General features: G+C 41.3%; 25 protein-coding genes and 1 pseudogene. 12 read left to right on the plus strand and 14 right to left on the minus strand.

Features of this window, described 5'->3' with window-relative positions; all coding sequences use genetic code 11:
- Positions 1 to 61 precede the first annotated feature (61 nt).
- Entirely contained in the window at positions 62 to 445 is a 384-nt protein-coding gene (locus tag NSTCB13_RS29775) for a hypothetical protein (protein WP_445626836.1), read from the minus strand.
- Between the two features lie 129 nt (positions 446 to 574).
- On the opposite strand from NSTCB13_RS29775, the gene NSTCB13_RS29780 reads away from it, so the two are divergent.
- The 3 genes from NSTCB13_RS29780 (at position 575) to NSTCB13_RS29790 (ending at position 2,830) form a co-directional block, all read left to right on the plus strand.
- Entirely contained in the window at positions 575 to 748 is a 174-nt protein-coding gene (locus NSTCB13_RS29780) for a hypothetical protein (RefSeq protein ID WP_273765553.1), read from the plus strand.
- Positions 749 to 833: 85 nt separating this feature from the next.
- Complete coding sequence (rnc, locus tag NSTCB13_RS29785; RefSeq protein ID WP_445626835.1) at positions 834 to 1,553, plus strand: ribonuclease III; 720 nt, start codon at positions 834 to 836, stop codon at positions 1,551 to 1,553.
- A gap of 185 nt (positions 1,554 to 1,738) precedes the next feature.
- A complete protein-coding gene (locus NSTCB13_RS29790) occupies positions 1,739 to 2,830 on the plus strand; it encodes a Gfo/Idh/MocA family protein (RefSeq protein ID WP_448274733.1) in 1,092 nt (363 codons plus the stop codon).
- A gap of 40 nt (positions 2,831 to 2,870) precedes the next feature.
- Here NSTCB13_RS29790 and NSTCB13_RS29795 read toward each other — a convergent pair.
- Positions 2,871 to 5,004, minus strand: a pseudogene (locus tag NSTCB13_RS29795) (ATP-binding protein).
- A 291-nt stretch (positions 5,005 to 5,295) separates the two neighbouring features.
- Between NSTCB13_RS29795 and NSTCB13_RS29800 the strand changes: the two are divergent.
- From NSTCB13_RS29800 to NSTCB13_RS29820, 5 genes are all read left to right on the plus strand, one after another.
- On the plus strand, positions 5,296 to 6,036 hold the full coding sequence (locus NSTCB13_RS29800; protein WP_448266275.1) for a RibD family protein: 741 nt from the start codon (positions 5,296 to 5,298) through the stop codon (positions 6,034 to 6,036).
- 235 nt (positions 6,037 to 6,271) lie between these two features.
- Complete coding sequence (locus NSTCB13_RS29805; RefSeq protein WP_448274734.1) at positions 6,272 to 7,453, plus strand: GNAT family N-acetyltransferase; 1,182 nt, start codon at positions 6,272 to 6,274, stop codon at positions 7,451 to 7,453.
- On the plus strand, positions 7,446 to 7,811 hold the full coding sequence (locus tag NSTCB13_RS29810; protein ID WP_448274735.1) for a pentapeptide repeat-containing protein: 366 nt from the start codon (positions 7,446 to 7,448) through the stop codon (positions 7,809 to 7,811). Before NSTCB13_RS29805 ends, NSTCB13_RS29810 begins: the two co-directional genes overlap by 8 nt.
- On the plus strand, positions 7,798 to 8,001 hold the full coding sequence (locus tag NSTCB13_RS29815; RefSeq protein WP_448274736.1) for a pentapeptide repeat-containing protein: 204 nt from the start codon (positions 7,798 to 7,800) through the stop codon (positions 7,999 to 8,001). Before NSTCB13_RS29810 ends, NSTCB13_RS29815 begins: the two co-directional genes overlap by 14 nt.
- Before the next feature lie 139 nt (positions 8,002 to 8,140).
- Entirely contained in the window at positions 8,141 to 8,524 is a 384-nt protein-coding gene (locus NSTCB13_RS29820; RefSeq protein WP_448274737.1) for a DUF4346 domain-containing protein, read from the plus strand.
- 92 nt (positions 8,525 to 8,616) lie between these two features.
- Here NSTCB13_RS29820 and psb32 read toward each other — a convergent pair whose 3' ends face one another.
- Complete coding sequence (gene psb32, locus NSTCB13_RS29825) at positions 8,617 to 9,354, minus strand: photosystem II repair protein Psb32 (RefSeq protein ID WP_445626829.1); 738 nt, start codon at positions 9,352 to 9,354, stop codon at positions 8,617 to 8,619.
- A gap of 497 nt (positions 9,355 to 9,851) precedes the next feature.
- Between psb32 and surE the strand changes: the two genes are divergently transcribed.
- Both surE and NSTCB13_RS29835 read left to right on the plus strand, forming a co-directional pair.
- Positions 9,852 to 10,532, plus strand: a complete 681-nt coding sequence (gene surE / locus NSTCB13_RS29830) for a 5'/3'-nucleotidase SurE (RefSeq protein WP_448274738.1) — start codon at positions 9,852 to 9,854, stop codon at positions 10,530 to 10,532.
- A 181-nt stretch (positions 10,533 to 10,713) separates the two neighbouring features.
- On the plus strand, positions 10,714 to 11,337 hold the full coding sequence (locus NSTCB13_RS29835; protein ID WP_448266278.1) for a hypothetical protein: 624 nt from the start codon (positions 10,714 to 10,716) through the stop codon (positions 11,335 to 11,337).
- Between the two features lie 263 nt (positions 11,338 to 11,600).
- Here the strand turns inward: NSTCB13_RS29835 and NSTCB13_RS29840 are convergent, their stop codons facing one another.
- Positions 11,601 to 12,095 carry a hypothetical protein gene (locus NSTCB13_RS29840; protein ID WP_448274739.1) on the minus strand — a complete coding sequence of 165 codons (495 nt, stop codon included), beginning with the start codon at positions 12,093 to 12,095 and terminating at the stop codon, positions 11,601 to 11,603.
- A gap of 465 nt (positions 12,096 to 12,560) precedes the next feature.
- Between NSTCB13_RS29840 and NSTCB13_RS29845 the strand changes: the two genes are divergently transcribed.
- Positions 12,561 to 13,013 (plus strand): Hsp20/alpha crystallin family protein, encoded by a 453-nt coding sequence (locus NSTCB13_RS29845; protein ID WP_448274740.1) that lies wholly within the window; start codon positions 12,561 to 12,563, stop codon positions 13,011 to 13,013.
- 122 nt (positions 13,014 to 13,135) lie between these two features.
- Here NSTCB13_RS29845 and NSTCB13_RS29850 read toward each other — a convergent pair whose 3' ends face one another.
- The 3 genes from NSTCB13_RS29850 to NSTCB13_RS29860 all read right to left on the minus strand — a co-directional run bounded on the left by NSTCB13_RS29850 (position 13,136) and on the right by NSTCB13_RS29860 (position 15,017).
- Positions 13,136 to 13,864: a hypothetical protein gene (locus NSTCB13_RS29850; protein WP_448274741.1), complete on the minus strand. Its 729-nt coding sequence runs from the start codon at positions 13,862 to 13,864 to the stop codon at positions 13,136 to 13,138.
- 395 nt (positions 13,865 to 14,259) lie between these two features.
- Positions 14,260 to 14,646: a hypothetical protein gene (locus NSTCB13_RS29855; RefSeq protein WP_448274742.1), complete on the minus strand. Its 387-nt coding sequence runs from the start codon at positions 14,644 to 14,646 to the stop codon at positions 14,260 to 14,262.
- Between the two features lie 143 nt (positions 14,647 to 14,789).
- Positions 14,790 to 15,017, minus strand: coding sequence for a hypothetical protein (locus NSTCB13_RS29860; RefSeq protein WP_448274743.1), 228 nt, complete (start codon positions 15,015 to 15,017; stop codon positions 14,790 to 14,792).
- Between the two features lie 390 nt (positions 15,018 to 15,407).
- Between NSTCB13_RS29860 and NSTCB13_RS29865 the strand changes: the two genes are divergently transcribed.
- Positions 15,408 to 15,860, plus strand: a complete 453-nt coding sequence (locus NSTCB13_RS29865; protein ID WP_448274744.1) for an Hsp20/alpha crystallin family protein — start codon at positions 15,408 to 15,410, stop codon at positions 15,858 to 15,860.
- A 159-nt stretch (positions 15,861 to 16,019) separates the two neighbouring features.
- Here the strand turns inward: NSTCB13_RS29865 and NSTCB13_RS29870 are convergent, their stop codons facing one another.
- The 7 genes from NSTCB13_RS29870 to NSTCB13_RS29900 all read right to left on the minus strand — a co-directional run bounded on the left by NSTCB13_RS29870 (position 16,020) and on the right by NSTCB13_RS29900 (position 22,632).
- Positions 16,020 to 18,200 (minus strand): CHASE2 domain-containing protein, encoded by a 2,181-nt coding sequence (locus NSTCB13_RS29870; protein ID WP_448274745.1) that lies wholly within the window; start codon positions 18,198 to 18,200, stop codon positions 16,020 to 16,022.
- Between the two features lie 194 nt (positions 18,201 to 18,394).
- The gene (locus NSTCB13_RS29875) at positions 18,395 to 20,503 is read right to left on the minus strand and encodes an FHA domain-containing protein (RefSeq protein ID WP_448274746.1); all 2,109 of its coding nucleotides are present in this window, start codon (positions 20,501 to 20,503) and stop codon (positions 18,395 to 18,397) included.
- Positions 20,500 to 20,703, minus strand: coding sequence for a DUF6760 family protein (locus NSTCB13_RS29880; protein ID WP_313931140.1), 204 nt, complete (start codon positions 20,701 to 20,703; stop codon positions 20,500 to 20,502). The genes NSTCB13_RS29875 and NSTCB13_RS29880 overlap by 4 nt, the downstream gene beginning before the upstream one ends.
- Positions 20,646 to 21,029: a hypothetical protein gene (locus NSTCB13_RS29885; RefSeq protein WP_094347971.1), complete on the minus strand. Its 384-nt coding sequence runs from the start codon at positions 21,027 to 21,029 to the stop codon at positions 20,646 to 20,648. The genes NSTCB13_RS29880 and NSTCB13_RS29885 overlap by 58 nt, the downstream gene beginning before the upstream one ends.
- Before the next feature lie 238 nt (positions 21,030 to 21,267).
- The gene (locus tag NSTCB13_RS29890; RefSeq protein WP_448274747.1) at positions 21,268 to 21,567 is read right to left on the minus strand and encodes a hypothetical protein; all 300 of its coding nucleotides are present in this window, start codon (positions 21,565 to 21,567) and stop codon (positions 21,268 to 21,270) included.
- 211 nt (positions 21,568 to 21,778) lie between these two features.
- Positions 21,779 to 22,126: a hypothetical protein gene (locus tag NSTCB13_RS29895; RefSeq protein WP_448274748.1), complete on the minus strand. Its 348-nt coding sequence runs from the start codon at positions 22,124 to 22,126 to the stop codon at positions 21,779 to 21,781.
- An 11-nt stretch (positions 22,127 to 22,137) separates the two neighbouring features.
- Positions 22,138 to 22,632 carry a phage tail protein gene (locus NSTCB13_RS29900; RefSeq protein WP_445626818.1) on the minus strand — a complete coding sequence of 165 codons (495 nt, stop codon included), beginning with the start codon at positions 22,630 to 22,632 and terminating at the stop codon, positions 22,138 to 22,140.
- Positions 22,633 to 22,634 lie beyond the last annotated feature (2 nt).

A 22,634-nucleotide genomic window follows, 5' to 3' on the forward strand; every position in this document is an offset into this window, starting at 1 on the left:
TACGGGTTTTGTGCGTAAGCGAAGCTCGTCGTAGACATCGCTAATCGATCATCTAAAGCATTTAAAGCATTCCCAATATCTCTAATGCTGTATCCAAATGCCATTTAACGCGATAGAGTCCAAACAGTTTTTCTTGACTGTACCGTGCTGGGTACTCTAGTTTCCTTCCTTCCATCGTCACCTTGAGCAATGCTGACTGCTCTGGTGTCGGTGTTCCCATAGCCTCTAGCGTTGCTTCTAACGCTTGTACTTGAGAAAGCATAGGAGACTTCAATCCTTTATTTTCTGACACTTGCTTGCAGGCTATAACAGGAAAAGTCAGGAGTGCGTTAATGTAGGATGCCTTATCCGCAGGGTTTCCTATTGCTTGGATGCCATACTGTATCAGACATAAATCGCGTAACGCTCTCAAGCTTTTAACTTCTAATTCTGTGCGCGTAAACATAAAATAGAGTTACCTCTTGTAAAAGTGGAAATCGGTGGTGAACTAGTTTGCAAGACACGATCGCCACCGATATAAAACTCTATTCCGTTGTTAACATCGACTTCAAGCTATATTTACGTTTCTATATAAATGGCTAAAGCTAAAGGTAAACCTGAAAATTTTGGAAACCAACCAAGCAAAGAATTAACTGAACAATTAAATTTTCGTGTCACCAAGGAAATGAAGGAAGAAGTAAAAGCTAAAGACGATCCTCCTGAGTTTTGCCGTCAAGCTATTCAAGAGAAGCTAGATAGAGAGAAGTAGCGAAAAGTTGTTAAAGTGATAGTCCAAGAACTTTAGAGATATAAGATAGATAGCTAGTTACCTTCCCCCTTCCCCCGATCGCGTAATGCCCCTTGCCTATCCACGCCGTCAACGGCAACTTGAAAGTTTAGTCCAAAAATTTGGTTTGTCGCTAGAAGCACCTATAAAGTGGGAACTGCTGGATTTAGCGCTAACTCATCCCACTGTCTCTGATTCGGCAAATTATGAACAGCTGGAGTTTGTTGGCGATGCAGTGGTGCGGTTGGTGTCGGCTGTTGTATTATGGGAAAATTATCCCGATTGTTCAGTAGGGGATTTTGCGGCAATTCGTTCGGTGTTGGTGAGCGATCGCATTCTCGCCCAATTAGCCAGAGTTTATGGTTTGGAGTTATACTTACTAGTCGCTGGTAGTGCTACCGCCGATAAAGTTGGTCTAGAGTCACGACTGGCAGATGCTTTTGAAGCAGTTTTGGGTGCGCTTTACTTAAGTACTCAAAATCTGGAATTGATTCGCTCTTGGCTAGATCCCCACTTTCACCAACTAGCCACAGAAATTCGCCTCGATCCTGCCAGACTAAATTACAAAGCTGCTCTCCAAGAATGGACTCAGGCGCAATTTAAAGTTTTACCAGAGTATCGGGTTGTAGAAGTCACTCAACCGCACCGCAATCAAGAACGTTTCCTGGCTGAAGTGTGGCTGCACGGAAACAAACTCGGAGAAGGTAAGGGGCGATCGATCAAAACCGCCGAACAAGCCGCAGCTAAAGTAGCTTTTTTAGCAATTCCCAATCCGCAAATACCCTGAGCTTAAAAGAAGGGTGATTAGTCGATAATCAGTTGATTGTCAGTGGTCATTTGTCCCTCGTCCTTTGTATACAAATAACTAATGACAAATGACAAATACTTCTCTACGAGAGGCTGCGCCAACGGCTTCGCTCAGTACAAGTGACAAATGACAAATACTTCGGCTTCGCTCAGTACAAGTGACAAATGACAAACCAAATTAAAATTGCTGTTATCGGAGTTGGGCGTTGGGGAGTGCATCTGTTGCGGAATTTTTTAGCACATCCTCAAGTAAATGTAGTTGCTGTAGTAGACCCTCATCCAGAACGATTAGCGGCAGTAAAGCAGCAGTTTAACTTAGGCGGAAATGTACTATTAACAACCCAGTGGCAGAATTTAAAGACAGTGCCAGGGTTGACAGCAGTGGCGATCGCTACTCCTGCTACCACCCACTATGCTTTAATTAAAGATGCTCTCCAACAGGGATATCATGTTTTGGCAGAAAAACCCCTAACTCTCAACCCCGCAGAATGTCGGGAACTTTGCCAGTTGGCAGAGCAGCATAATTTAATACTCATGGTTGACCATACCTATTTATTTCACCCAGCAGTTGAGCGAGGAAAAACTGTAGTACAAGCGGGGAAATTAGGTGATTTACGCTATGGCTATGCCACCCGCACCCATTTAGGGCCTGTCCGGCAAGATGTTGATGCACTATGGGATTTAGCTATTCACGATATTGCTATTTTTAACGCTTGGCTGGATCAAATTCCTGTGCAAGTACAAGCAACGGGTACTGTGTGGCTACAGGGAGCAGGGGAGCAGGGGAGCAGGGGAGCAGAGGTGAGTCCATATACAGATTCTGCTCTGCCTCAAGGTTTGGCTGATTTAGTATGGCTGACACTTACATACCCAGATGGCTTTCAAGCTTATATTCATTTGTGTTGGCTGAATTCTGATAAACAGAGACGGCTGGGGATTGTAGGTAGCCTTGGCAGCTTGATTTTTGATGAAATGTCAATATCATCACCCCTAACCCTGCTACATGGTGAGTTTGAACAGCAGGGGAATCAATTTATTCCTGTGAATCAAAGGCAGATAGTGCTGGAATTAGAGCCAGGAGAACCATTGGAGCGGGTTTGCTCCTCCTTTGTTGTCTCAATTCTTAACAATACTCCCTCAGAGATTTCGTCTGGCTGGGTAGGCACTGAGTTAGTAGAAATTCTTGCTGCTCTAACATTATCTCTTAATCAAGGCGGTAAACCTGTTTTTTTGAGCGATCGCATCGTCAAGGAGTAAAAGTCTTAGGAGTAGTTATGAATATGGACTTTTGACTAAATTACTTCTTGAAAGTCCCATTTGCACAAACTCCTCCTTTTGGAAGACTTACCAAGATAGTTTGCAGGGGTGAAAGACGAATCTCGCAAGTCTCATTTCCAAATAGCAACTGGGACTTCGGGAGCTTCTCTTTGTCTAGCTCTACTTTTACAGATTTGTTGATCCCCAAAGAGGAACTTCCCCCAGATTCCTGTAGGCTGGGATAGCGGCTTGCTTTTACTGGCTCATTCCCAGAGGAGAACCCAAGATCCCCGACATTTGCTTCTTTATTTGGAACAGCTAACAGCGAGATATCAATCAAAGGTAAGGTAATTTTCAGTGTCGTACCTTGATGAAGTCCCGCACTCTCAAGAGTAATAGTGCCTCCCATGAGTTCGATTAAGTTTCGTGAAATCGCTAGTCCCAGTCCCAGTACCTTCAAACTGACGTGTGGTAGTGCCATTCACCATTACAAAGGGGCGAAATAGTTTATGCTGTTGAGTCGGATCGATACCTATACCTGTATCTTTGACAGCTACTACCACCTGAGATTTACCATTAGTAGATTGGATTTCTGTTGAAATGGTGATGCTTCCGGTGTCGGTGAACTTGGTGGCGTTGCCGATAACATTAATCAGCACTTGCTTTAGTTTTCCCGCGTCTGCCTTAATTGGTATCACTTTGGAAGTTAACTCACATTTCAATTGCAAGCCCTTTTGTTGGACATTAACTGATTGTAAATTAATTACCTCTAACAATAGTTGTCGGAGGTCAATTGGTGTGGAAACAACTGAAAGCTTACCTGCTTCGATTTTAGAAATGTCGAGCAAATCATTAATAATACCTAACAAGTGAATTGTTGTTTCATCGGCACGTTTGAGAAACTCCATTTCTTCTTCCCGGTCATCACATAAACCTTCTTCAACCAGGCGAATACAGTTAATAATAATATTTAATGGGTTTCTCAATTCATGAGAAGTCGTAGCTAAAAACTGGCTTTTAATTTGGTTAGCGCTTTTTGCTTCTTTCCAAGCTATTTCTAATTCTTCCGATCCAGCTTTCAGCCGTTTTACCATTTGGTCTAATGCTTGGGCTAGTTGATTGAATTCCCGAATTTGAAAATTGTGCGGAACTGGTTGTGCGGCATGATGAGAGTGAATATTGAGAGCGTAGTCTCGTAATTCTTCTACAGGACGTGCCAAGTAAGGAGCTAAATATAGAGATGCTAACAAACTTGCACCAATCAAACCGACTGTCAAAACGATCAGAATTAATTTAATTTCCTCTAAACCAAAAAGTGCATTATCGACGCTAGTAACAGCTAAAACTATCCATTTTTGCTGCTGCTGTTGAGTGAGTGGATTTGGAATTGCTGTATAACCAGCGACTAATTCTTTTCCTTCGGTAAAAGAGAAATTTATCGAATCGTTTTGTCCCGTAATTGCATTTTTAATTATGCTTTTGATTTGGGAAGCATGAGGGTGCTGATTGATATTAGTTCCCACCCAATCTGTCAATGGGTGTGCCAAAATTGTGCCATCTTCAGCAATCACTACCATAGCGCCTGTGAGCGATCCCGGCGGATTTTTGGTTTGTTGGGATAATGCAGACTGAATACTTAAGCTGTAAACTGAATTTTTTCGGCTATCAAAGACTGGTGCAGATAAAACTAGTTGCAGCTGCTGATTTTGTGTGTTTCTTTTTCCAGTCGTTCCTGCTTTTGGCGGTAAGATTGCTTTGACATCAATTCCCTCACTAGGGAAAGGTAATCTCAATTCGCCAATTTCTCGCTCCCCACAGCTACTGGCAATTATTTTGTGGCTTTGGAGATTTGTTAATTGGATGCACTCAATACTAGCTGGAAGTTGTTGCCTTAACTGCGTGAGAAATTCTTGCTCTTGTATAGGCGAATCCGATGGAATAACCGTTGTTTTGCTTACACTCTGCAAATTAGCTTTTAAGATTGCGATCGCATCACCAATTCTCTCTCCTTTACTGATAGCGCTTTCTGTTAAGTTTTGCCGTGCAGTTCTCAATATACTAGTACGTGCCTTATTCAAGGCAACAATTTCGCCTACTAGTAAAACTGGAACAAACAGCAGCAATATTCTTGTTACTAAAATTCGACGGAAGGAAGATTGGCGGGAATTAGTCATCAAGTGTCTCACTTTGCACCTGCAATCTACAACACCAAAGATATGCAATTAAACTAGCTAGATGAGACATTTTCTTAAATTATCAGAATTTTATTTTCAATGTTTAAAAATAACAAATTGCTATAATTCAAAAAGAAACGTGGTATACCAAAACTCGTATATGCTAGATGTAGAAGCGATTTGTGTTGCATATCAATACAATGGTGAAATATAAAACAGTAGGTTGCAGGTATGGTTTAAAGAGAATCTACATACGACTAAAGTAAATATTAAAACTATCAAATCAATTTAATGTTGCAACATCGTCCTCATACTACAGTTGTTTTAGCAATGAGTGCAGATGGCAAGATAGCAGATTTTAAGCGATCGCCTGCTAGGTTTGGCTCAAAGGTTGATAAAGCGCACTTAGAAAAACAAATTGCTGCCTCTGATGCCGTTTTGTTCGGTGCTAGGACTCTGGATGCTTATGGAACAACACTTACTTTAACCGATCCAACTCTAGTGCAACTCCGGGCGCAAGCAGGGAAGCCTCAGCAACCAGTTCATATAGTGATTACAAACTCTGCAAACCTTAATCCGGAAATTCACTTTTTTAAGCAACCAGTTAGACGCTGGCTACTCACCACAACAGCAGGGGAATTTTCGTGGAAAGAACGCTTACAGACACTTCACTCAACTCTGGGAATCGGAGTACAGGAGTACCCTTCAGAATTTGAGAAGATTTTGGTTTTTGAAACACCAACGCAAGAAATTGACATTCTCGCAGCTTTGAAGTATCTAACCACTCTACATATAACACGCTTGGCGATCTTGGGTGGAGGTGAATTAGTCGCTTCTTTGGTGAAATTAGACTTAATTGATGAATTATGGCTAACTGTCTGTCCACTGATTTTAGGTGGTAATACTGCACCCACACCCGTTGAAGGGAAAGGATTTTTACCTGATTTGGCTCCCAAGTTACAACTTATAGAAGTTCATACAGTTGAGCAAGAAGTGTTTTTGCACTATCGCCTGCAACGACCAGCAGATTAGATTACGCTAAGTTAAGTTATTTATTGGGGATAGGGCGTTAGGAGTGCTGAGTGCTGAGTTAGGAGTTAGGAGTTAAGAGTTAAGAGTTATGAGTTAAGAGTTAGGAGTTTTGTTTATCTCCTTGTCCCCTAACTCCCTCACTCCCTCACTCCCTGCTCCCCTGCTCCCCTGCTCCCCTGCTCCCCTACTCCTCTGCTCCCCTGCTCCCCTGCTCCCTACTCCCTACTCCTCTAAGATGGTGGAACAACTTAAGCCTCGCTATTCTGTCATTTGGACGAACAAAATTGCTGAAGTACCCCAAAATGCTTGGAATGCTTTGGCAATGCCACTCAAAACGCCATTTTTAGAATGGGAATGGCTGAATAATCTCGAAACTTCCCAGAGTGTTACGGCTAAAACTGGTTGGTTGCCAAATCATTTGACATTGTGGCGAGATAAAACGCTGATTGCGGCTGCGCCACTTTATCTTAAAGGACATAGTTCTGGTGAATTTGTTTTCGATCACCAATGGGCAGAGTTAGCCGATCGCATCGGAGTCCAATATTACCCAAAATTGCTGGGAATGACACCATTTACCCCAGCAGAAGGTTATCGCTTCTTAATCGCCCCAGGAGAAGACGAGGATGAAATCACAGCGCTGATGGTGCATGAAATTGATACTTTTTGCTCCAAAAATCGGATTTCTGGATGTCATTTTCTCTATGTCGATCCCCAATGGCGTCCGATGCTGGAACGGCATGGCTTTACAACTTGGCTGCACCACAGCTATATCTGGGAAAATGCTGGCTTTAAAACTTTTGATGATTACTTGAAAGTTTTCAATGCGAATCAGCGCCGTAATATCAAGCGGGAACGCAAAGCTGTAGAAAAAGCAGGTTTAAGATTGCAACCTCTAAGCGGGGATCAAATTCCTCAGTCTTTGTTTCCCTTGATGTACGAATTCTATGCTGACACCTGTGATAAGTTTGGCTGGTGGGGTAGCAAGTATCTCACACGCAGGTTTTTTGAGCAGCTACACACCGATTATCGCCATCGAGTCTTGTTTGTTGGCGCATATAGCGAGGAAGATAATTCTCATCCTTTAGGAATGTCCTTTTGTTTATTTAAAGGTGACAAACTCTACGGACGCTATTGGGGGAGTTTTCAAGAAATAGATTGCTTACATTTTGATGCTTGTTATTATGCACCGATTGAGTGGGCGATCGCTAACAATATCCAAATTTTTGACCCTGGTGCGGGCGGGCGTCACAAAAAACGCCGTGGTTTCCCCGCTATGCCAAATCACAGTTTGCATCGCTTTTACAATAATCGTTTAGGACAAATTATTCGTCCCTATATTAAGGAAGTGAATCAACTCGAACAGCAGCAGATTGAAGCAATTAATGTAGAGTTGCCATTTAGTGAGAAAAATGGTTGAGGAAAAGCAACTACTCGATAATCAACACAGCGTTGATGTTGTAAATAAGTTCAAGAAAATATTTATGAATCGTGATGAGTTGATTAAAAGATATGCTGCTGGAGAACGTAACTTCGCTCTAGTTAAATTTTCCGATCCTGGCTTGGACGGGATTGACCTGAGTGGCACTGACTTGACTGGGAATAATATGGAGGAGTTCTATCTTGCTCGTGCTATTTTGAAGGCAGTTAGTTTGGTTAATGCCAAATTGTTTGAAGCCTGCTTGGATGGTACTGATCTGACCGAAGCCGATCTTAGAGGAGCTGACTTGCGACGTGCTCGTCTCGATGTTGCTAACCTGACTAATGCCGACCCTTAGACAAGCGAGATTCCACAAAACTCGTTTCTATAGGGCTAATTTGATAGGGGCTAACTTGAGCGGAACTGATTTAGGGGGATGCGACTTCTGGGAAGCTAACTTGACTGGAGCCAATTTGGAAGGATCTAATCTGCATCGCACTACTTTTCGTAACACCATCATGCCAGATGGCACTATTCGGAATAGTTGAGTCTAATTCTCTAATTTTATTTTAAGTAAAAGGGATCAAAAATATCTGAAAGATATGAAGAAGACTAAGGAGGATAGGAATTACACTTGATATAGAGTGTAAAACCCCTCAAGAAAGAAAATTTCTTTTTATAATGCTTATGAATTTAATAATTGAAGATTTAGCTGCAATTGATGATAAACTTTCCCAGCGTCATATTGACCTCGATCCCGGTGGATATTTCATTATTTACTTGGATCGAGACGCAGGGTTAATTTATGCCAAGCATTTTACAAATGTGATTGACGATCGCGGTTTAGCTGTCGATCCTGAAACGGGAAAGGTAATTCCAGCGCGAGAAAAGGTAGAACGAACTCATACAACAGTTTTTAGCGCCAGAACGGCAAAAGAACTTTGCGTGAAAATTTTTGAAGAAACTCAGCCTTCTCCTGTAACTCAATTAGATCATGCAGCTTATTTAGGTCGAGAATTTGTCCGGGCTGAGGTAGCTTTAGTTACAGGGCAAGAGTATGTTCAAGATTAAAGTTAGGAGTGAGGAGTTAAAAGTTAAGAGTTAGAAATTCATAACTCCTAACTCCTAACTCCTAACTCCACTCCTAACTCCCCACTCTGCCATTACCCATTAGAAGAGGGCTGATTTATCTGATAGATATAGTAAGTTGCCATTGGGATAACGGTGGCGGCAATTAACAATCCTACAACCCAAGCAGTAGCGTTGCCTTGGTTGGTTTCTTCTGCTTTCTTGAAAGTGCCTCCAACCTGCACATTGTCAGTTATTTGGGGTGGCCCTGGATCGGTTTTGCCAGAGAGAACGGCGACAAGGCGATCGCTTGCATCGAGAAATGCCTGATTATATTTGTCACCATTGCGTAACGGCACACTTACTGTTTCAGTAGCTATACTCTCGGCAATAGAGTCAGTAAGCAAAGGCTTGACTTGATCCCCAGTAATAATGGCAGTACCATTGGTAACTGTATCAAGAACCAACAAAGTTTGATTAGCTTGGGCTGCTTTTGTCGGAAACCATTTTTCAAACAGTTCTTTAGTAAAGCTTTCTGGTGTTTCGCCATAGTCGAGTCGGCGAACAGTAACAATTCTGACTTCCTTATCTGTTTGCTTTGCCAAATCCTTAAAAGCACTGCTAATCTTGCCTTCATTCAGACGGCTGATGACTTCACCTCGATCTAAAACCCAGGTGTCATTCCCTGCTGTCAGACTGGGTATTTGATACACACCTGTGGCTGAAGCAGGTGTGGCAAACAGCGAGGCTGCGAAAATAATCGTCACCAAAGGTAGAATTAGCCGGATGAGGTGTTTTTGACTGCTAAAAACTTGTTTGAGGAGCTGTTTCATCGTGTAATCCCTAAGACAGACTTGCACCAAAAATACTACAGAAACACTGCAAAAATCACCTCGTTCCCGATTTTCTTCAGTGTAAAATTTCTGATATTCCCAGCAAATATGTATATTGTACGGGATTTTTGATTACACAAACTTGTCCTGAGGGCGGTTGCAAGCATTAACCTGACGCTAAACCCCCTTACTAGTCACAAGAAATACCGCCCATTTTGGGAATTAACCCAAATACTGAGGGCGGAATTTGCAAACCATCTAGAAATCATATCGCATGATTCATATTTTGGTTCAACAACGGCATATTTTTTCATATCTGCGAGTAGCTTTTCTTAACGTACTCATTAGATATCTGAGTAAAAAAGAATGTCAAGACGTTATACTGCTAAGTCTCTACAAGGGTTCTGGACAATGCATATTTAGTTTCTAGAGATGTCTATGTGATGGTTTATATCTGCATTTTTCTGATATTTTAGCTAAATCAATATCATATATACATGACTATACTTTTAACTAACGACGATGGCATTGATGCCCCTGGTATCCAAGCGCTGCTCAAAGCTGTAAACGGCAGAAATTCTATTATCGCTGCTCCTGCCGATCATCAGTCTGGCTGTGGACATCAAGTTACTACTACTCGTGCTATCAACCTCCAGCGACGTTCTGAGACTGAGTATGCGATCGCAGGTACTCCTGCTGATTGCGTGAGAATTGCTTTAACACAAATTGCCGCAGATGTCAAATTTGTACTTTCAGGCATCAACGCTGGGGGCAATTTGGGAGTCGATGCCTATATTTCTGGCACAGTGGCCGCCGTGCGGGAAGCCGCGATGCACGGTATTCCCGGAGTTGCCATTTCCCACTATCGTAAAGCCAAGCTGAATTTTGATTGGGATCTAGCTGCCAAATTCACAGCTGAAGTTTTAGCGGATTTACTCAAGCGTCCCCTAGAACCAGGAAGCTTCTGGAATGTGAATCTGCCGCATCTGCAACCAGGAGAACCACATCCTGAGATAGTATTTTGCCAAGCCTGTACCAAACCTTTGCCTGTGAACTATCGAATTGAAGGCGATAATTTTTATTATGTAGGAGAATATAGCAAACGCGATCGCACTCCTGGTAGCGATGTAGATGTATGTTTTTCTGGTAATATCGCCGTCACCCAGTTAAGAGTTTGACATCAGCCATCAGTTCATAGTTAACTGTTACCAACTTTTAGTGGATATTGAGGAGAGCTTGTAGGGCTATTAATTAATCTTATGGGTATGTGGTGCGATCGCGATCGAAATTTTCAAGGATTTGAAATCTGGTAAAGTTTCAGTGGTACTGAACACTAATTTCAAAAAAAAGGAGAAATTTATGCAGTTTCTCAAAATTGTTTTTGTTGCGCTCGTATTGATGGTGAATCTGCTAATTGCTCAACCCTCTTGGGCAGGTAAGGATTTCACTAAGGGGGCTGACTATGCTGAGGTAACTCAGGCACTCAATCAACTTCTAACTGTAAAGAATACACCTGAGCAAGCTGGCTATACACCTGAGCAATTCCAGCAGCGACTAGCACAATTGCAGTTTCAGAAAAATGTCATAGAAACAGCTAGAAAGCGGGCGCAGTGCCGCAATGAAACTGGAAAGACTTTGGCTGTCTATGCCAATAAACCAAAAAAAATTCCAACCCAACTTTACTTTTTGGGTGCAGGAACAATCACCGATGATGATTGGGATTGCGATGGTATTTACTTACCCGCAGGTTCTCAAGTGGTTTTAGGCCCAAACGCTCAACCACAACAACTGACTCAACCCATCGCCGTTAAGTTTGTCGATGGTACACAGTCTCTTGCTAGAACCAATCCAGCCACTGGTGCAATTGAATTGAATGTTGAACCTGCGAAAGTATTCAAGGCGGGTGAGAGTACCTGGTTGCTACCTAATTTTTCCCAAGCAGATATCGATACGCAAATTCCCACCCCACAACTTATTGACTAATCTCATCTAGATAATTCAACTTTTATGCGGTAAGGCATTAAGCCTTACGCCTTTCTTGCCAATCAACATAGAGAAAGAGAATTGCTTGCATTACATAGCCAATAGCCCAAGGCGGTTATTATTTAATACTTTCATCTAATCATCCGAATATCTTCTTTTTTCTGATTTCAGATATACTCTCGAATTTTTCCTTCCTCACTTCCGAGGGTGAATACAAAGTATCCTCCAGCCCAGAAACTTTCTTTGACGAAATTCCCCACTCCCTACCATCTTCGATGATGACCCCATCCGTGGAACCCTCCGCCAAATCCGAAATGGAACCCTCTTCCAAATCCGAAGTTGATGCCATAAGTAGGATAGGGCGACACATAGATGGGATAAGGGTTGTAGATGTAAACAGGAGAAGGCGCTACGGTGTAATCATCATCACAAATCTGAGTAGTATGTTGCACAATTGTTCTAGGTACAACATTCTCTTGCCCAGCATAAGGTAGATTCAAATAACCATCGTGAAAACCACGAGCGAATTCGCCTCCCGCAGTCCGAGGTTTATAAGCTTCTCTATTCCGAGCGCTTTGTTGTCCTTCTCGAAAACCATTTGTATAAGCATTGGGATGGTTAGCCGACGAGTTGAGTACCCTATTATCAATAACAGGACGACAGTAAACAACCCTATCAGCTTTAGCGGCTTGGGGAAAAAGTAAAGACGTTGAGCCAGCGATTAAGCTAAATATTGCAGCAACAACTATTTTCTTCACAGCTTTTAACCTCATTTATGCTTAATACTCTAAGCCCTTTAACTTTAATTATAAAACCTGAATTATCAGGTAAGATCGGCCAAAAATCATAAATCCTTTGTCAACACCCCTGCCTTGATGCTAGAGGATTCTAGCCTAAAGTCTTAGGAATACCACGGCGCAATAGAGCTTGGATGTTGTTGTTTTGAAAAGATAAGCGATCGCCTGACTGCATATCTCCTTCAACAGCAGGTTAGGTAGTTGATTATTATTGGTCTTAATAGTTATTATTCTGGTTTACCGAACAGAGAAATTAGAGTAAACCGTAATTTAATTTTAAGTCTAATTAAGTGCGGTAATCATCATTTAATTAGGTGATGATAACCGAATTTACACAAGTTGGAACCATATTTATTATAAATACATAAGCACAAAGGCAAGTGCAAAAACGATTAAACAATAGCTGAATTTTTCCGAGAAAGAGTTATGGTACTAGTTCGTTACAACCCCTGGCAAGAATTGAACGCTTTAGAACGTCACATCAACGGCTTATTGGGAGATACCAAAGTCCCGTCTGCACGGTTGGAAAAAGGCTTTATCAAAGTTCCGGCTGCTGAATTGCACGAAACCGATGATGCGATTCATCTCAAGCTAGAACTGCCAGGACTGGAAGCTAAAGATTTAGATATTCAAGTCACCCAAGACGCAGTTCACATTAGCGGTGAGCGCAAATCCCAAACTCAAACCCAAGACAAGGGTATTACCAAGAGTGAATTTTACTATGGCAAATTCCAACGTGTAATTCCTCTATCTGCTAGGGTTCAAAATACCAATGTTACCGCAGATTATAAAGACGGTATCTTGAATTTGACACTGCCTAAAACCGAGCAAGAAAAGAACAAAGTCGTCAAGGTTAATTTAGAACAACCTGCTGCATAAGTGCGAAACTTCTCACCTCCAATAATTGATTGAGATAGCTAAAAGCCCAGTTAAAAATACTGGGCTTTTTTGTATGCAATCTCTACTTTAAGGCGCTGCTCGGTGTCGCTCTGAGAGTTTCATCAAGACGATCCCTGATTTTTGATTTGTTTAGATGTAGCTTCCATAAAGTCGATAAAAACTTTTATGAGCTTATGAATTCCCTCACTACCTCCTGCAATTAAACCTCCTGTCAGCAATGCATCTAAACAACGGAAAATAATTACTTGTATGGGATTATCTAAATCAATAACTACAAGTGGTTCGATTGAGCGAATACCTATTGCGCTCATTAAAAGACCGAATAAAAGAGATGTCCATAGAGCAATTATTCGTGTATCAGATTTATAGGCTGTTCTTTGGCGCTCTTTTTCATGTATATCATCCATTTGTGGCTGGAAAAGTTTTAATGAATTTTGTTGATTTTGTGTAAAATTTTGGATAATTTGCTGTTCTAAACTCATTCCTTCTGGTGGAAGTCCACTGATTTGATTTGATTCCAAAGAAGGAAATTGTTGCTGTTGTCCTTCCATAAGTTTTATTTTCTCAGAGATGAGAGCCTTTTCTTGCTGAATACTAATATCTAATTGTTCGACGAATGGGCCACGCCAAGTAGTTATAAAAACTTCTAAAGAACGCTCTAACAACAAAGAAATAAATAATTGTAATGTGAGTAGCTGGACAATATCATTAGCTCCAAATGGTTTTAAAACGAATGGTTTAGATGATAACCAAGTTGACAAAGTTACTATTATAAAACTAATAATGATTAATACAATAAATAAAGGAGATTCGGGAGAAAGCTTTCGCAACGTATCTATACTCCTGTTTCGCATCACAATATTTAACACAGCCTGGAGGTGAAAACTACACCTGCTGAGTAACTTAACAACGTTAATTTGATAGAACAGTAAATAATTTATGACTCGTCCCTTATTTCTAAAAGTGTGATGAGTCGCGCCGTTGTGGGAGCAGAAAGCATTCTAGTGCTACTGTGCATAGGACAACGCTAGAGCAAGTAGCAACCGTAGCACCAACTAAAAACCCCTCCAAGGTGTTGGAGGGGTGAAAGTAATTTTTGCGAATGATAATGGTAATTAGGGGGAGACAGCAGCTTTTCCTGCTCGGTTACGCATTTTTTTGTCAAAGCAACCAGATGATAGTACAGCATTTTATAAATCCATTACGAACCTCTGCAAGTCTCTACTTAGTAAGATAAATCGTTAGTGCTGTCGTCTGATGTCAACTGCAACTCGACAGCGTTTAGATAACCTTTATCATTCAAAGCTTTTTGTGTTGGTAACTTTTTAGCGTTAACAGCAGTCTTAACCACATTTAATGCAGTCAGGTTTCCTGTTTGGGATTGAGATACCAAAGCGCTACTGCTAAGACCACCCTGTGCTTTCAGATTACCTCGATCAGCTAGAAATACAGCATCAAAGGGTTTGAGGTAGCTGACGTTAGATGAATTGTTAGAATTGATAGCTATAGGTTTGCCACTATTGTTAGTAGCTATTTGAACGCCACCGATTCTAGGTAATAAAGCAATAGAAGTAACAATGAGTACAGAATCAATCAAGATAGAGAGTTTCATCGGATTATCCTTAGTTATAGTAAAGTGCAATTAGTGTTCTTGAGTAATAGAGTCTTATTTTTTATTTGTCTTAACTTCCTGCACCCAGTTCACCTAAACGGTTGATTTGCTCCTCACCCATTTGGGTGATTGCATCCGACGATTCATTCAAAGTTGCTAAGACCCATCATCTGATAAGCAAGAACAGCAGTATCAAAGGTTTTGAGGCAATTGATATCTGTGGAATCGTTGCGTAAAGTATTAGATTTGACAGCGGTGTTGATTGATGTGCCACTTTTGCCATGAGTAGCTATTTGAGTCCTAGCGATTCTAGGCAGGACACTAGAATCAACAATGTGTGCAAAATTAAGCCAAGGAAAGAGTTTCATCATTGATGCTGTGTTGGTTAATAAATCGAGAGCTAAGTTCAGGACAAACTTGAACAGATATATATTTAACTGAGGTTATCTAAAAATTTATGCAACGCTATTACTCAGTTGTAGATATAGCCCAACTGAGGCATCGTATTTCTAGGCTATCCCTTCAACAGCAGATTTCTTGATTTAGTATGATTGAATCTAATTTGTCTATTCGGTAAACCCGAATAGACAAATTAGAGTAAACCGTCAATTTTTTTCTATCTAGTTTAGTACGGCAATCATCAATTAATTGGTGTTAAAAACCGAATTTACAGCAGCTTTCACTCTGCATAATATGAATATGTAAGCACAAGATTCAGTGCAAAACTTATTAAAAAATACTAACTAATGCGAGGAAGAGTTATGACACTAGTTCGTTGGAATCCTTGGAGAGAAATTGACACTCTACAACACCAAATCAATAGTTTATTTGAAGATACCAGACTACCATCTGCATTGTTTGACAAAGGCTTAAGCAAAGTTCCGGCTGCTGAAATTCAAGAAACTGAAAATGCGATTCATCTGAAGATAGAACTGCCAGGAATAGAAGCTAAAGACCTGGATGTACAAGTCACAGAAAATGCTGTTTATGTTAGCGGTGAGCGGAAGTCTGAAACGAAAACAGAGGAAAAAGGTGTCACCAGAAGTGAGTTTCATTACGGTAAATTCCAACGCGTAATTCCTCTATCGGCTCGGATTCAAAACACTAATGTTACGGCAGATTATAAAGATGGCATCTTGAATTTAACACTGCCTAAAACTGAGCAAGAAAAGAACAAAGTTTTCAAGGTGAATTTGGAACAATCTGCTAATTAATAATCTGCTTGCGATGTCTACGATGGTCACTGAGCTTGCCGAAGTGCGGGCTACTCGGCGTCGCACTACTTTACCTGTAATGATTGATTGAAATGATTAAGAGCTTGGTCATGTAAATGACCAAGCTTTTTTATTAGCATTTTAGTGTTGAAAAAAATACTAAAGACTTTCGAGATTTTTAAGCACCTCTGCGGCTGATTGATATCGTTGAGTGAAGTCGAAATGTACCATTTTATTTAAAATTCTCACCAACTCGTCTGTAGCGTCAGTGAATTCGCGCCAATGTTGCCAAATCTGTTGATTAGCATCAGCTTGGCTTTGGATAATTATTTCACCAGTATTTGCATCTCTACGAAACTCTCTGGGTTCTACTCCAGTTAAGCCTTGTATTCCCATAATTCCCAATGCATAAATATCGCTGTTGAGTTTTGGCAACCCGCTCATTTGTTCCGAAGGTGCATAATTAGGAGTGCCAATTGAAATTGTCTGAACTTCTTGCTGCTGAGGTTGAATCTGCTTAACAGCGCCAAAGTCAATTAAAACAATGTGCCGATCTGATTCTCGCCTAATTAAGTTACTAGGTTTGATATCTCGATGGATTACGCCATAGCTGTGAACAAAAACTAGTACATTTAAAACTTCTTTGAGTATCTCCACAACTTCAGCTTGTTTTAGTCCCTTTCCAGCAGTTAACTCTTTATCCATAGCGTGCCCTCGAACAAATTCTTGCACTAAAGAGAATTGCCGATTTTCTTCAAAAAAAGCTAGCAGTCGAGGAATTTGTGGGTGCTTTCCCAAAGTTTCTAAAATTTCTGCTTCCGCGTCGAATAAACGTCTGACAACATTTAAATATTCTGCATCTTGGCGGGGAGGTCGCAACTGTTTAACCACACACTGCGGATTACCAGGACGCTGGATATCGTCAGCTAAATAAGTATTGCTAAATCCGCCAGAACCCAAGGGTTGAGTAATTTTGTAGCGGTTATTTAGTACCGTTCCTAGTGCAATTTCTTGCCCGATAGAATCAACAATTACCGTTGGCGCTTCATTTGAGGCGTTGCCACGCTGTCGTAAAAGATTTTGTAATTCTAGAATTAATTGTTGGTGTTCTTGAACCCGTTGGGTAATTTCTTTTTGCTCTTGCTTGGTTTGATAAGCACTATAAGCAAGCACACTGGCGGCAGTAAATACTAACCCCAACGCCGGAGGTATGACTGGGAACCATCCAGCTTGGGTAAAAATGACAAAATTGGCTCCAAATAATACTGCTAGGGCTGTTAGTGCTGCCAATCCTAAGCCTAGCGGATGTTGAATCCGCCATACCAGCAACCCACCAACTACAGTCCATCCCCATATCCACAGGACTTCACCCCATTCAGGCAAAAACCAAAATAGAGGTTGTTTGTTCAGAACAGCACTGAGAATTTGACTAACGCTGTGGGCATGAATTTCAATTCCGGCCATTTTGCCAGAATTATCTGATTTCCCGCTAGCAAAGGGCGTATTAAAAATATCATTTAAACTATTAGCTGTTGAACCAATCAAAACGATGCGGTCTTTAACTAAATCTGGTTTAATTTGATTTGCAAGTACTTCTGTAATAGTTACCTGCTGGGCAACTTGATGACCAGAACGGTAATTAAACAGGATTTGGTAGCCATTGGTATCTGCTTTTTCATAGCCGCCAGCGTTACTTTGCAGAGGTTTAAATACAGTATTACGTAGTCGTAGTTCCTTTTTGGGGGTAAATTCTAGTTGGATGCCTCCAACTTCTAAATATTTGAGCGCTAGTTGTAAGCTAAAGGAATAGGTACTTTGACAAGAATCAGACTCCTCTGCACTTACTAATAAGAGGTTGCGGCGAATTGTGGCATCAGTATCTTCTACGACATCATTAAATCCTACTCGCTCTGCTTCAACGCCTTTTGGGGGTGCTACTCCCGGATTATTAGAACCCGAATGTTTACAAATGGGAATGATGATATCGCTCTGTTGGAGGCGTTGCAGTAGCTTGTCATGACCAGGCGGTACTGGTAAGTCACGAAAAATATCTAGACCAATGACTCGCGGTTGATATTCTTCAAGTTTGCCTAATAGTCGGTCTAGAAGTTCGCTAGACAAGGGCCAATTCCATTTTTGGATATCTTTTTCACTTAAAGCAACAATCAATAAACGGGTGTCTGGGCCTGGGTCGGCACGTAATTGCATCATTTGGTCGTAGACTTTCATTTCTAGAGGCTCAAAAACCCCCAGTTTTTGAATTCCTACTAATAGAAGTGTTGCGATCGCACTTGAAAGAATAACTGGCTGTCTAAATAAACTTTTAAAAGTTACAACCATTTTCTTAAATAGATTTTACTTTAAAATATACGTATATTTTTGGATTAATTTTTAATATCGAAATTATTCTACGCAATTTGCAACTTTTCAAAAAATATAGTCATCATATTTTACTTGTAAACGCCAAGAGACTCAAATCCCCGACAACTTTTACGAAGTCGGGGATCTTTTTGTTCATAACTCATTTATCATTGCTAGATGTGTTTCAGATAATGCACAATTGCCTCTGCTGTTGACAAGTTAGTAGCCAATAAAACTTGATTAATAGTGCATAATCTTAACAGTGCTTCTTCATTTGCTTGACCAGGCTGAGGTTGCAGCAAATCTCGCAGGAAAATAACTGCTACAATTTCTCCGGCTCCAACCAATGAAGCAATTGTTTGATATCCTCCAGAAGTTGGTGCGGGAGTTTGTTGACTAATCGTTATCCCTGCCTGCTGATGTAAAACTTCACTAACAGATGGCCAGGTAATTGTAAAACTCTGCGAGAAAAATTCCTGATGTTCGGAAACCAATTCAGCAAGTTCTGATTTTTTGCTTTCATGAGCAATCAGCACTATGTTTCTTTCAATGATTGCTTGAGGAGACTCACTAACATTTGTTTCTTCTGGAGTTTCATCAAAATGAGCTTCTTCTACTTCAGGAATTGCTTCAATAGTTTGACTGATGCTCTCAGTAGCTCCACTTTCTGTTGTTTCCAAAGATGGAATATAACCGAAGTCAGAAATTTCGCTTATTTGTGCAGCAACACCATCAACATATAGACTAACTTCTTCAGTACTTGCATTACTCAAATCAATATATTGATTGCTTAAAACTTCCGCAACGGCATCATCAGGTGTAGTTGATGCTTCCGAAACTTCGCTTATTGTTTCATCCACCGCAGAAGTAGGTTCTACTTCCTCAACATCTGCGCTGTCTGCTGCTGTAACTGACCTATCCCAATCTATTGCTTCATCAATGATATCCCGTGTAACTTGGCTCTGCTCCTCTGCTGCTTGTGGCTGAATTTCTTCGTTTTCAACAACTTCACTGGTTTCTTCTACTACTGGCGTATCTAAATTCACTACTTCATCGTGAGTAGTTTCATCAATGATATCCCGTGTAACTTGGCTCTGGTCCACTGCTGCTTGTGGCTGAATCTCTTCGTTTTCAACAACTTCACTGGTTTCTTCTACTACTGGCGTATCCAAATTCACTACTTCATCATGAGTAGTTTCGGGAATGTCACTCTCCTCCTCAGATACATGGTGGAAAATATCGCGCGGCTGGACGGAGGTAACTTCTGCTGCTAGTGCTGCCTCCAACTCTGTATCCTCGTCGTAGGTAGCTTCGGGAGTGGCGCTTTGTACAGGAACTTCGTTTAAAATATCACGTGGCTGTACGAAGGTAACTTCTGCTGCTAGTGCTGCCTCTAACTCTGCATCCTCGTCGTAGGTAGTGTCTGGAGTAGCACTTGTATCACGCTGTTGTACGAAAGTAGATTCTGTCGCCAGTGCTGCTTCAAAATCTCCAGCCTCATCATGGTTAGCTTCTGGAAGAACACTTTCCTCTTCAGGAGTTTCAATGATGTTTTCAGGTGCAGCTATGGCGTTATCAGGTTCAGTCAAAGAAACTTCTGAGGCTTCGCTGACTTCTGGAACTTCGACTTCCTGACTATCGGCGCTGACTTCTGGTGTAACTAATGTCCGCAAATCCACAATATCATCACGAACATCGTGTGGAACTTCGCTAACTGCTGCTGGTGTCTCAACAACAGGAATGACATCATCAGGTTGAGTCGAAACAACTTCTGAGATTTCGCTGATTTCTGAGGCAGGCGGTGCTTCTACTTCGGAACTAATTGGCGGTGGAACTTCGCTAACTACCTCTGGGGTTGGGGCTGGATTAACAACATTGGCAGCGTTGACATTTTCTGGCGATCGCGGCCGAGAAAACAGTGAAGGATCTATAATTCTAAAGACTGTCTCTGGTTGCTCATAAGCAGGAGCAACTGCTTCCAAAATCAAAACATAATCTGCAATCCGAATAATATCTCCATCACTCAAAGAATATGGTCGATCTTTTTCAGCCTGTTTCCCATTAACTATTGAACCATTTCTACTGCCAAGGTCAGAAAAGTAGTAATTTCCACTTTTAACAAAAAACTTAGCATGTACCCGACTGATATCAGGGCTGTCTAGGACTAAATCAGAATCAGGAGAACGACCTATTACCCATTCTCCTCTTGTTGGAGTTTCTGTGGTCAGGTCAACTTCATTGACTTCACTTAAATTTGGTGAGTAGCTAACTTTAACTTTCATATTAATTTTTGGTTAATTTTATTGATTTCTGCTACCCAGCGCTGACGGGTAGTATGTTCTAAATTTAAAATATCATCTTGTGACCAGTGGAAATGATAAGCAATAAAAGCTACCTCCTCATATAAAGTATCAGAGGGGTAGCTTACGACTCCCCCGCTAGTTCTAGCTCCACTGAAAATTGAGTATTGCAGTGGGGACATTGTGTCGGAATGTGTACATTGCCTTGTTGATTGATTCGATTGTAAAATTCTCGGAGATAGGCAATGTCATGTAGGAGAAGTCCTTCGAGTAAATCAGGACTAACAGAGTTGAAACTGCCCAAGCGAGTAATAACCCGTGCTAGCATCACCAAGACACCGTAAGCCGGATTTTCTTGAACTTTGCGCTCTTGTTGCACCAAAATTTCATCTTTGGCGGTGGCTAAACGCATCACCCCATGACGATGTACTCGTTGTTCGCCATCACTCAATCCTCTAGGAAGAGTGAAAGCAAATTCTGTGCAGAGAGTATCCTTTTTACGGCGCATAGGTTATTTTATTTAGGCATTAGGCATTGGGGAGGCGGTGCGGTCTTGGGGTCTCCCCAAGTGGAGCAACTGCCGTCATTGGGCATTGGGCATTGGGAATAGGGGATGAGTCTTTAAACTCCATTAATGAGTCTTTTCTGACTGGTTCCCAGCCTCCAGGCTGGGAACCCATTCTGGGAGGCTCTGCCTCCTCTTTGTTGACAAGAGGTAGAACCTCTGGGAATACATTCCCAAGCCTCTAGGCTGGGAACGAGGCTAACTCCTTTAATGAGGCTTTGATACTCATTAATGAGGCTCTGAACTCCTTTAATGAGGCTTTGATACTCATTAATGAGTCTTTGAACTCCTTTAATGAGTCTTTGAACTCCTTTAATGAGTCTTTGATACTCATTAATGAGGCTTTGAACTCCTTTAATGAGGCTTTGATACTCATTAATGAGGCTTTGATACTCATTAATGAGGCTTTGAACTCCTTTAATGAGTCTTTGAACTCCTTTAATGAGTCTTTGAACTCCTTTAATGAGGCTTTGATACTCATTAGGGACTTCCAACAAATAAATTATCCAATCTTGTGGGGTGGACATCTTGTCCGCCCAAGGCTTGGGGCGCTCGTGTCGCCCATCCCACAAAAAGTAGTTGAGTATTTTTTTATTTGGAGTTCCCTTAATGAGTCTTTGATACTTGCAGACGTAGCTTAGAACTTTTCCTTTTGCCCCCTGCTCCTCATTCCCCAATACCCAATGCCCAATTCAATTATGAACAAGTGCTTCGGGAGAATTTACTGTATCTTCCGGTATGGAAGTTTCGCCTTCCAAGCCATTGATTCGACGGTAAAAATCTTGGAGATAATTTAAATCTTGGGAAAAAAAGTTTTCCACGATTGCAGGAGTAACTTCTGATAAAGCACCCAAACAGGTAATCACTCGCGACAAGATAATAATTGTGGCATAAACGGGATTCGCTTTAACGCGGGGGTCACGCAAGGGTGCAATTTCGTCTATCGCCGTTGATAACCGCATTACACCTTTGCGGTGGAGGTTGCCTTCAGAGTCTAGATACCCCTTTGGCAGTGTAAATTCAAACTCTGTGGGAAACATAATTCTCCTAATTATTTCACGCGTTTAAATTCCTCAAAAGCAACCTCCACCTCCTCAATTTCGATGTCATGGCTGCGGGCGTTGACATCGGCAATTTTGTAACTTGCAGGCCAAGCACCGGCTAATTCAAATCTAGCTACTTCTTCATTTGCCTGATTATAAATAGACAAAGCAACAAGTCTACGTTGCTGTGACCAATTACCTTTTTCGACTTTTTCAAACCACTTCCAAAAATCCATAGAGTTGGTGGTACCTCTACGCAGAATGAGATTACCACTCTTGGGATTGCTAGGAAGCTTGGTTCTCACCACCTGACCTTTGGATTGTCCTTTTGTACCCCAGGTTTGAGAAGTGACTTCAGTAATTTCAATTACCTCTTGTGTTCTTTTAAAGCCTTGACACTCCAAAAAGAAACAATTGGCATCGTTTTGACCTTCTAGTGTCAGTTCTAAATAGAACCGATGGGCTGTCAGAACTTCTGGAATTCGGCTTGCGGATTGTACCACTG

The sequence above is a fragment of the Nostoc sp. DSM 114160 genome (assembly GCF_053470305.1).

What these genes read in the sequence shown, in the direction of transcription:
- NSTCB13_RS29790 (WP_448274733.1), top strand. Translation starts at nt 1,739, where the DNA reads ATGACAAACCAAATTAAAATTGCTGTTATCGGAGTTGGGCGTTGGGGA.
- NSTCB13_RS29835 (WP_448266278.1), top strand. Translation starts at nt 10,714, where the DNA reads ATGCAGTTTCTCAAAATTGTTTTTGTTGCGCTCGTATTGATGGTGAAT.
- surE (WP_448274738.1), top strand. Translation starts at nt 9,852, where the DNA reads ATGACTATACTTTTAACTAACGACGATGGCATTGATGCCCCTGGTATC.
- NSTCB13_RS29870 (WP_448274745.1), bottom strand. Translation starts at nt 18,200, where the DNA reads ATGGTTGTAACTTTTAAAAGTTTATTTAGACAGCCAGTTATTCTTTCA.
- NSTCB13_RS29890 (WP_448274747.1), bottom strand. Translation starts at nt 21,567, where the DNA reads ATGAGTATCAAAGCCTCATTAAAGGAGTTCAAAGACTCATTAAAGGAG.
- NSTCB13_RS29810 (WP_448274735.1), top strand. Translation starts at nt 7,446, where the DNA reads ATGGTTGAGGAAAAGCAACTACTCGATAATCAACACAGCGTTGATGTT.
- NSTCB13_RS29800 (WP_448266275.1), top strand. Translation starts at nt 5,296, where the DNA reads ATGTTGCAACATCGTCCTCATACTACAGTTGTTTTAGCAATGAGTGCA.
- NSTCB13_RS29815 (WP_448274736.1), top strand. Translation starts at nt 7,798, where the DNA reads ATGCCGACCCTTAGACAAGCGAGATTCCACAAAACTCGTTTCTATAGG.
- NSTCB13_RS29845 (WP_448274740.1), top strand. Translation starts at nt 12,561, where the DNA reads ATGGTACTAGTTCGTTACAACCCCTGGCAAGAATTGAACGCTTTAGAA.
- NSTCB13_RS29895 (WP_448274748.1), bottom strand. Translation starts at nt 22,126, where the DNA reads ATGTTTCCCACAGAGTTTGAATTTACACTGCCAAAGGGGTATCTAGAC.
- NSTCB13_RS29805 (WP_448274734.1), top strand. Translation starts at nt 6,272, where the DNA reads ATGGTGGAACAACTTAAGCCTCGCTATTCTGTCATTTGGACGAACAAA.
- NSTCB13_RS29775 (WP_445626836.1), bottom strand. Translation starts at nt 445, where the DNA reads ATGTTTACGCGCACAGAATTAGAAGTTAAAAGCTTGAGAGCGTTACGC.
- rnc (WP_445626835.1), top strand. Translation starts at nt 834, where the DNA reads ATGCCCCTTGCCTATCCACGCCGTCAACGGCAACTTGAAAGTTTAGTC.
- NSTCB13_RS29820 (WP_448274737.1), top strand. Translation starts at nt 8,141, where the DNA reads ATGAATTTAATAATTGAAGATTTAGCTGCAATTGATGATAAACTTTCC.
- NSTCB13_RS29875 (WP_448274746.1), bottom strand. Translation starts at nt 20,503, where the DNA reads ATGAAAGTTAAAGTTAGCTACTCACCAAATTTAAGTGAAGTCAATGAA.
- NSTCB13_RS29860 (WP_448274743.1), bottom strand. Translation starts at nt 15,017, where the DNA reads ATGATGAAACTCTTTCCTTGGCTTAATTTTGCACACATTGTTGATTCT.
- NSTCB13_RS29780 (WP_273765553.1), top strand. Translation starts at nt 575, where the DNA reads ATGGCTAAAGCTAAAGGTAAACCTGAAAATTTTGGAAACCAACCAAGC.
- NSTCB13_RS29880 (WP_313931140.1), bottom strand. Translation starts at nt 20,703, where the DNA reads ATGTCCCCACTGCAATACTCAATTTTCAGTGGAGCTAGAACTAGCGGG.
- psb32 (WP_445626829.1), bottom strand. Translation starts at nt 9,354, where the DNA reads ATGAAACAGCTCCTCAAACAAGTTTTTAGCAGTCAAAAACACCTCATC.
- NSTCB13_RS29865 (WP_448274744.1), top strand. Translation starts at nt 15,408, where the DNA reads ATGACACTAGTTCGTTGGAATCCTTGGAGAGAAATTGACACTCTACAA.
- NSTCB13_RS29855 (WP_448274742.1), bottom strand. Translation starts at nt 14,646, where the DNA reads ATGAAACTCTCTATCTTGATTGATTCTGTACTCATTGTTACTTCTATT.
- NSTCB13_RS29885 (WP_094347971.1), bottom strand. Translation starts at nt 21,029, where the DNA reads ATGCGCCGTAAAAAGGATACTCTCTGCACAGAATTTGCTTTCACTCTT.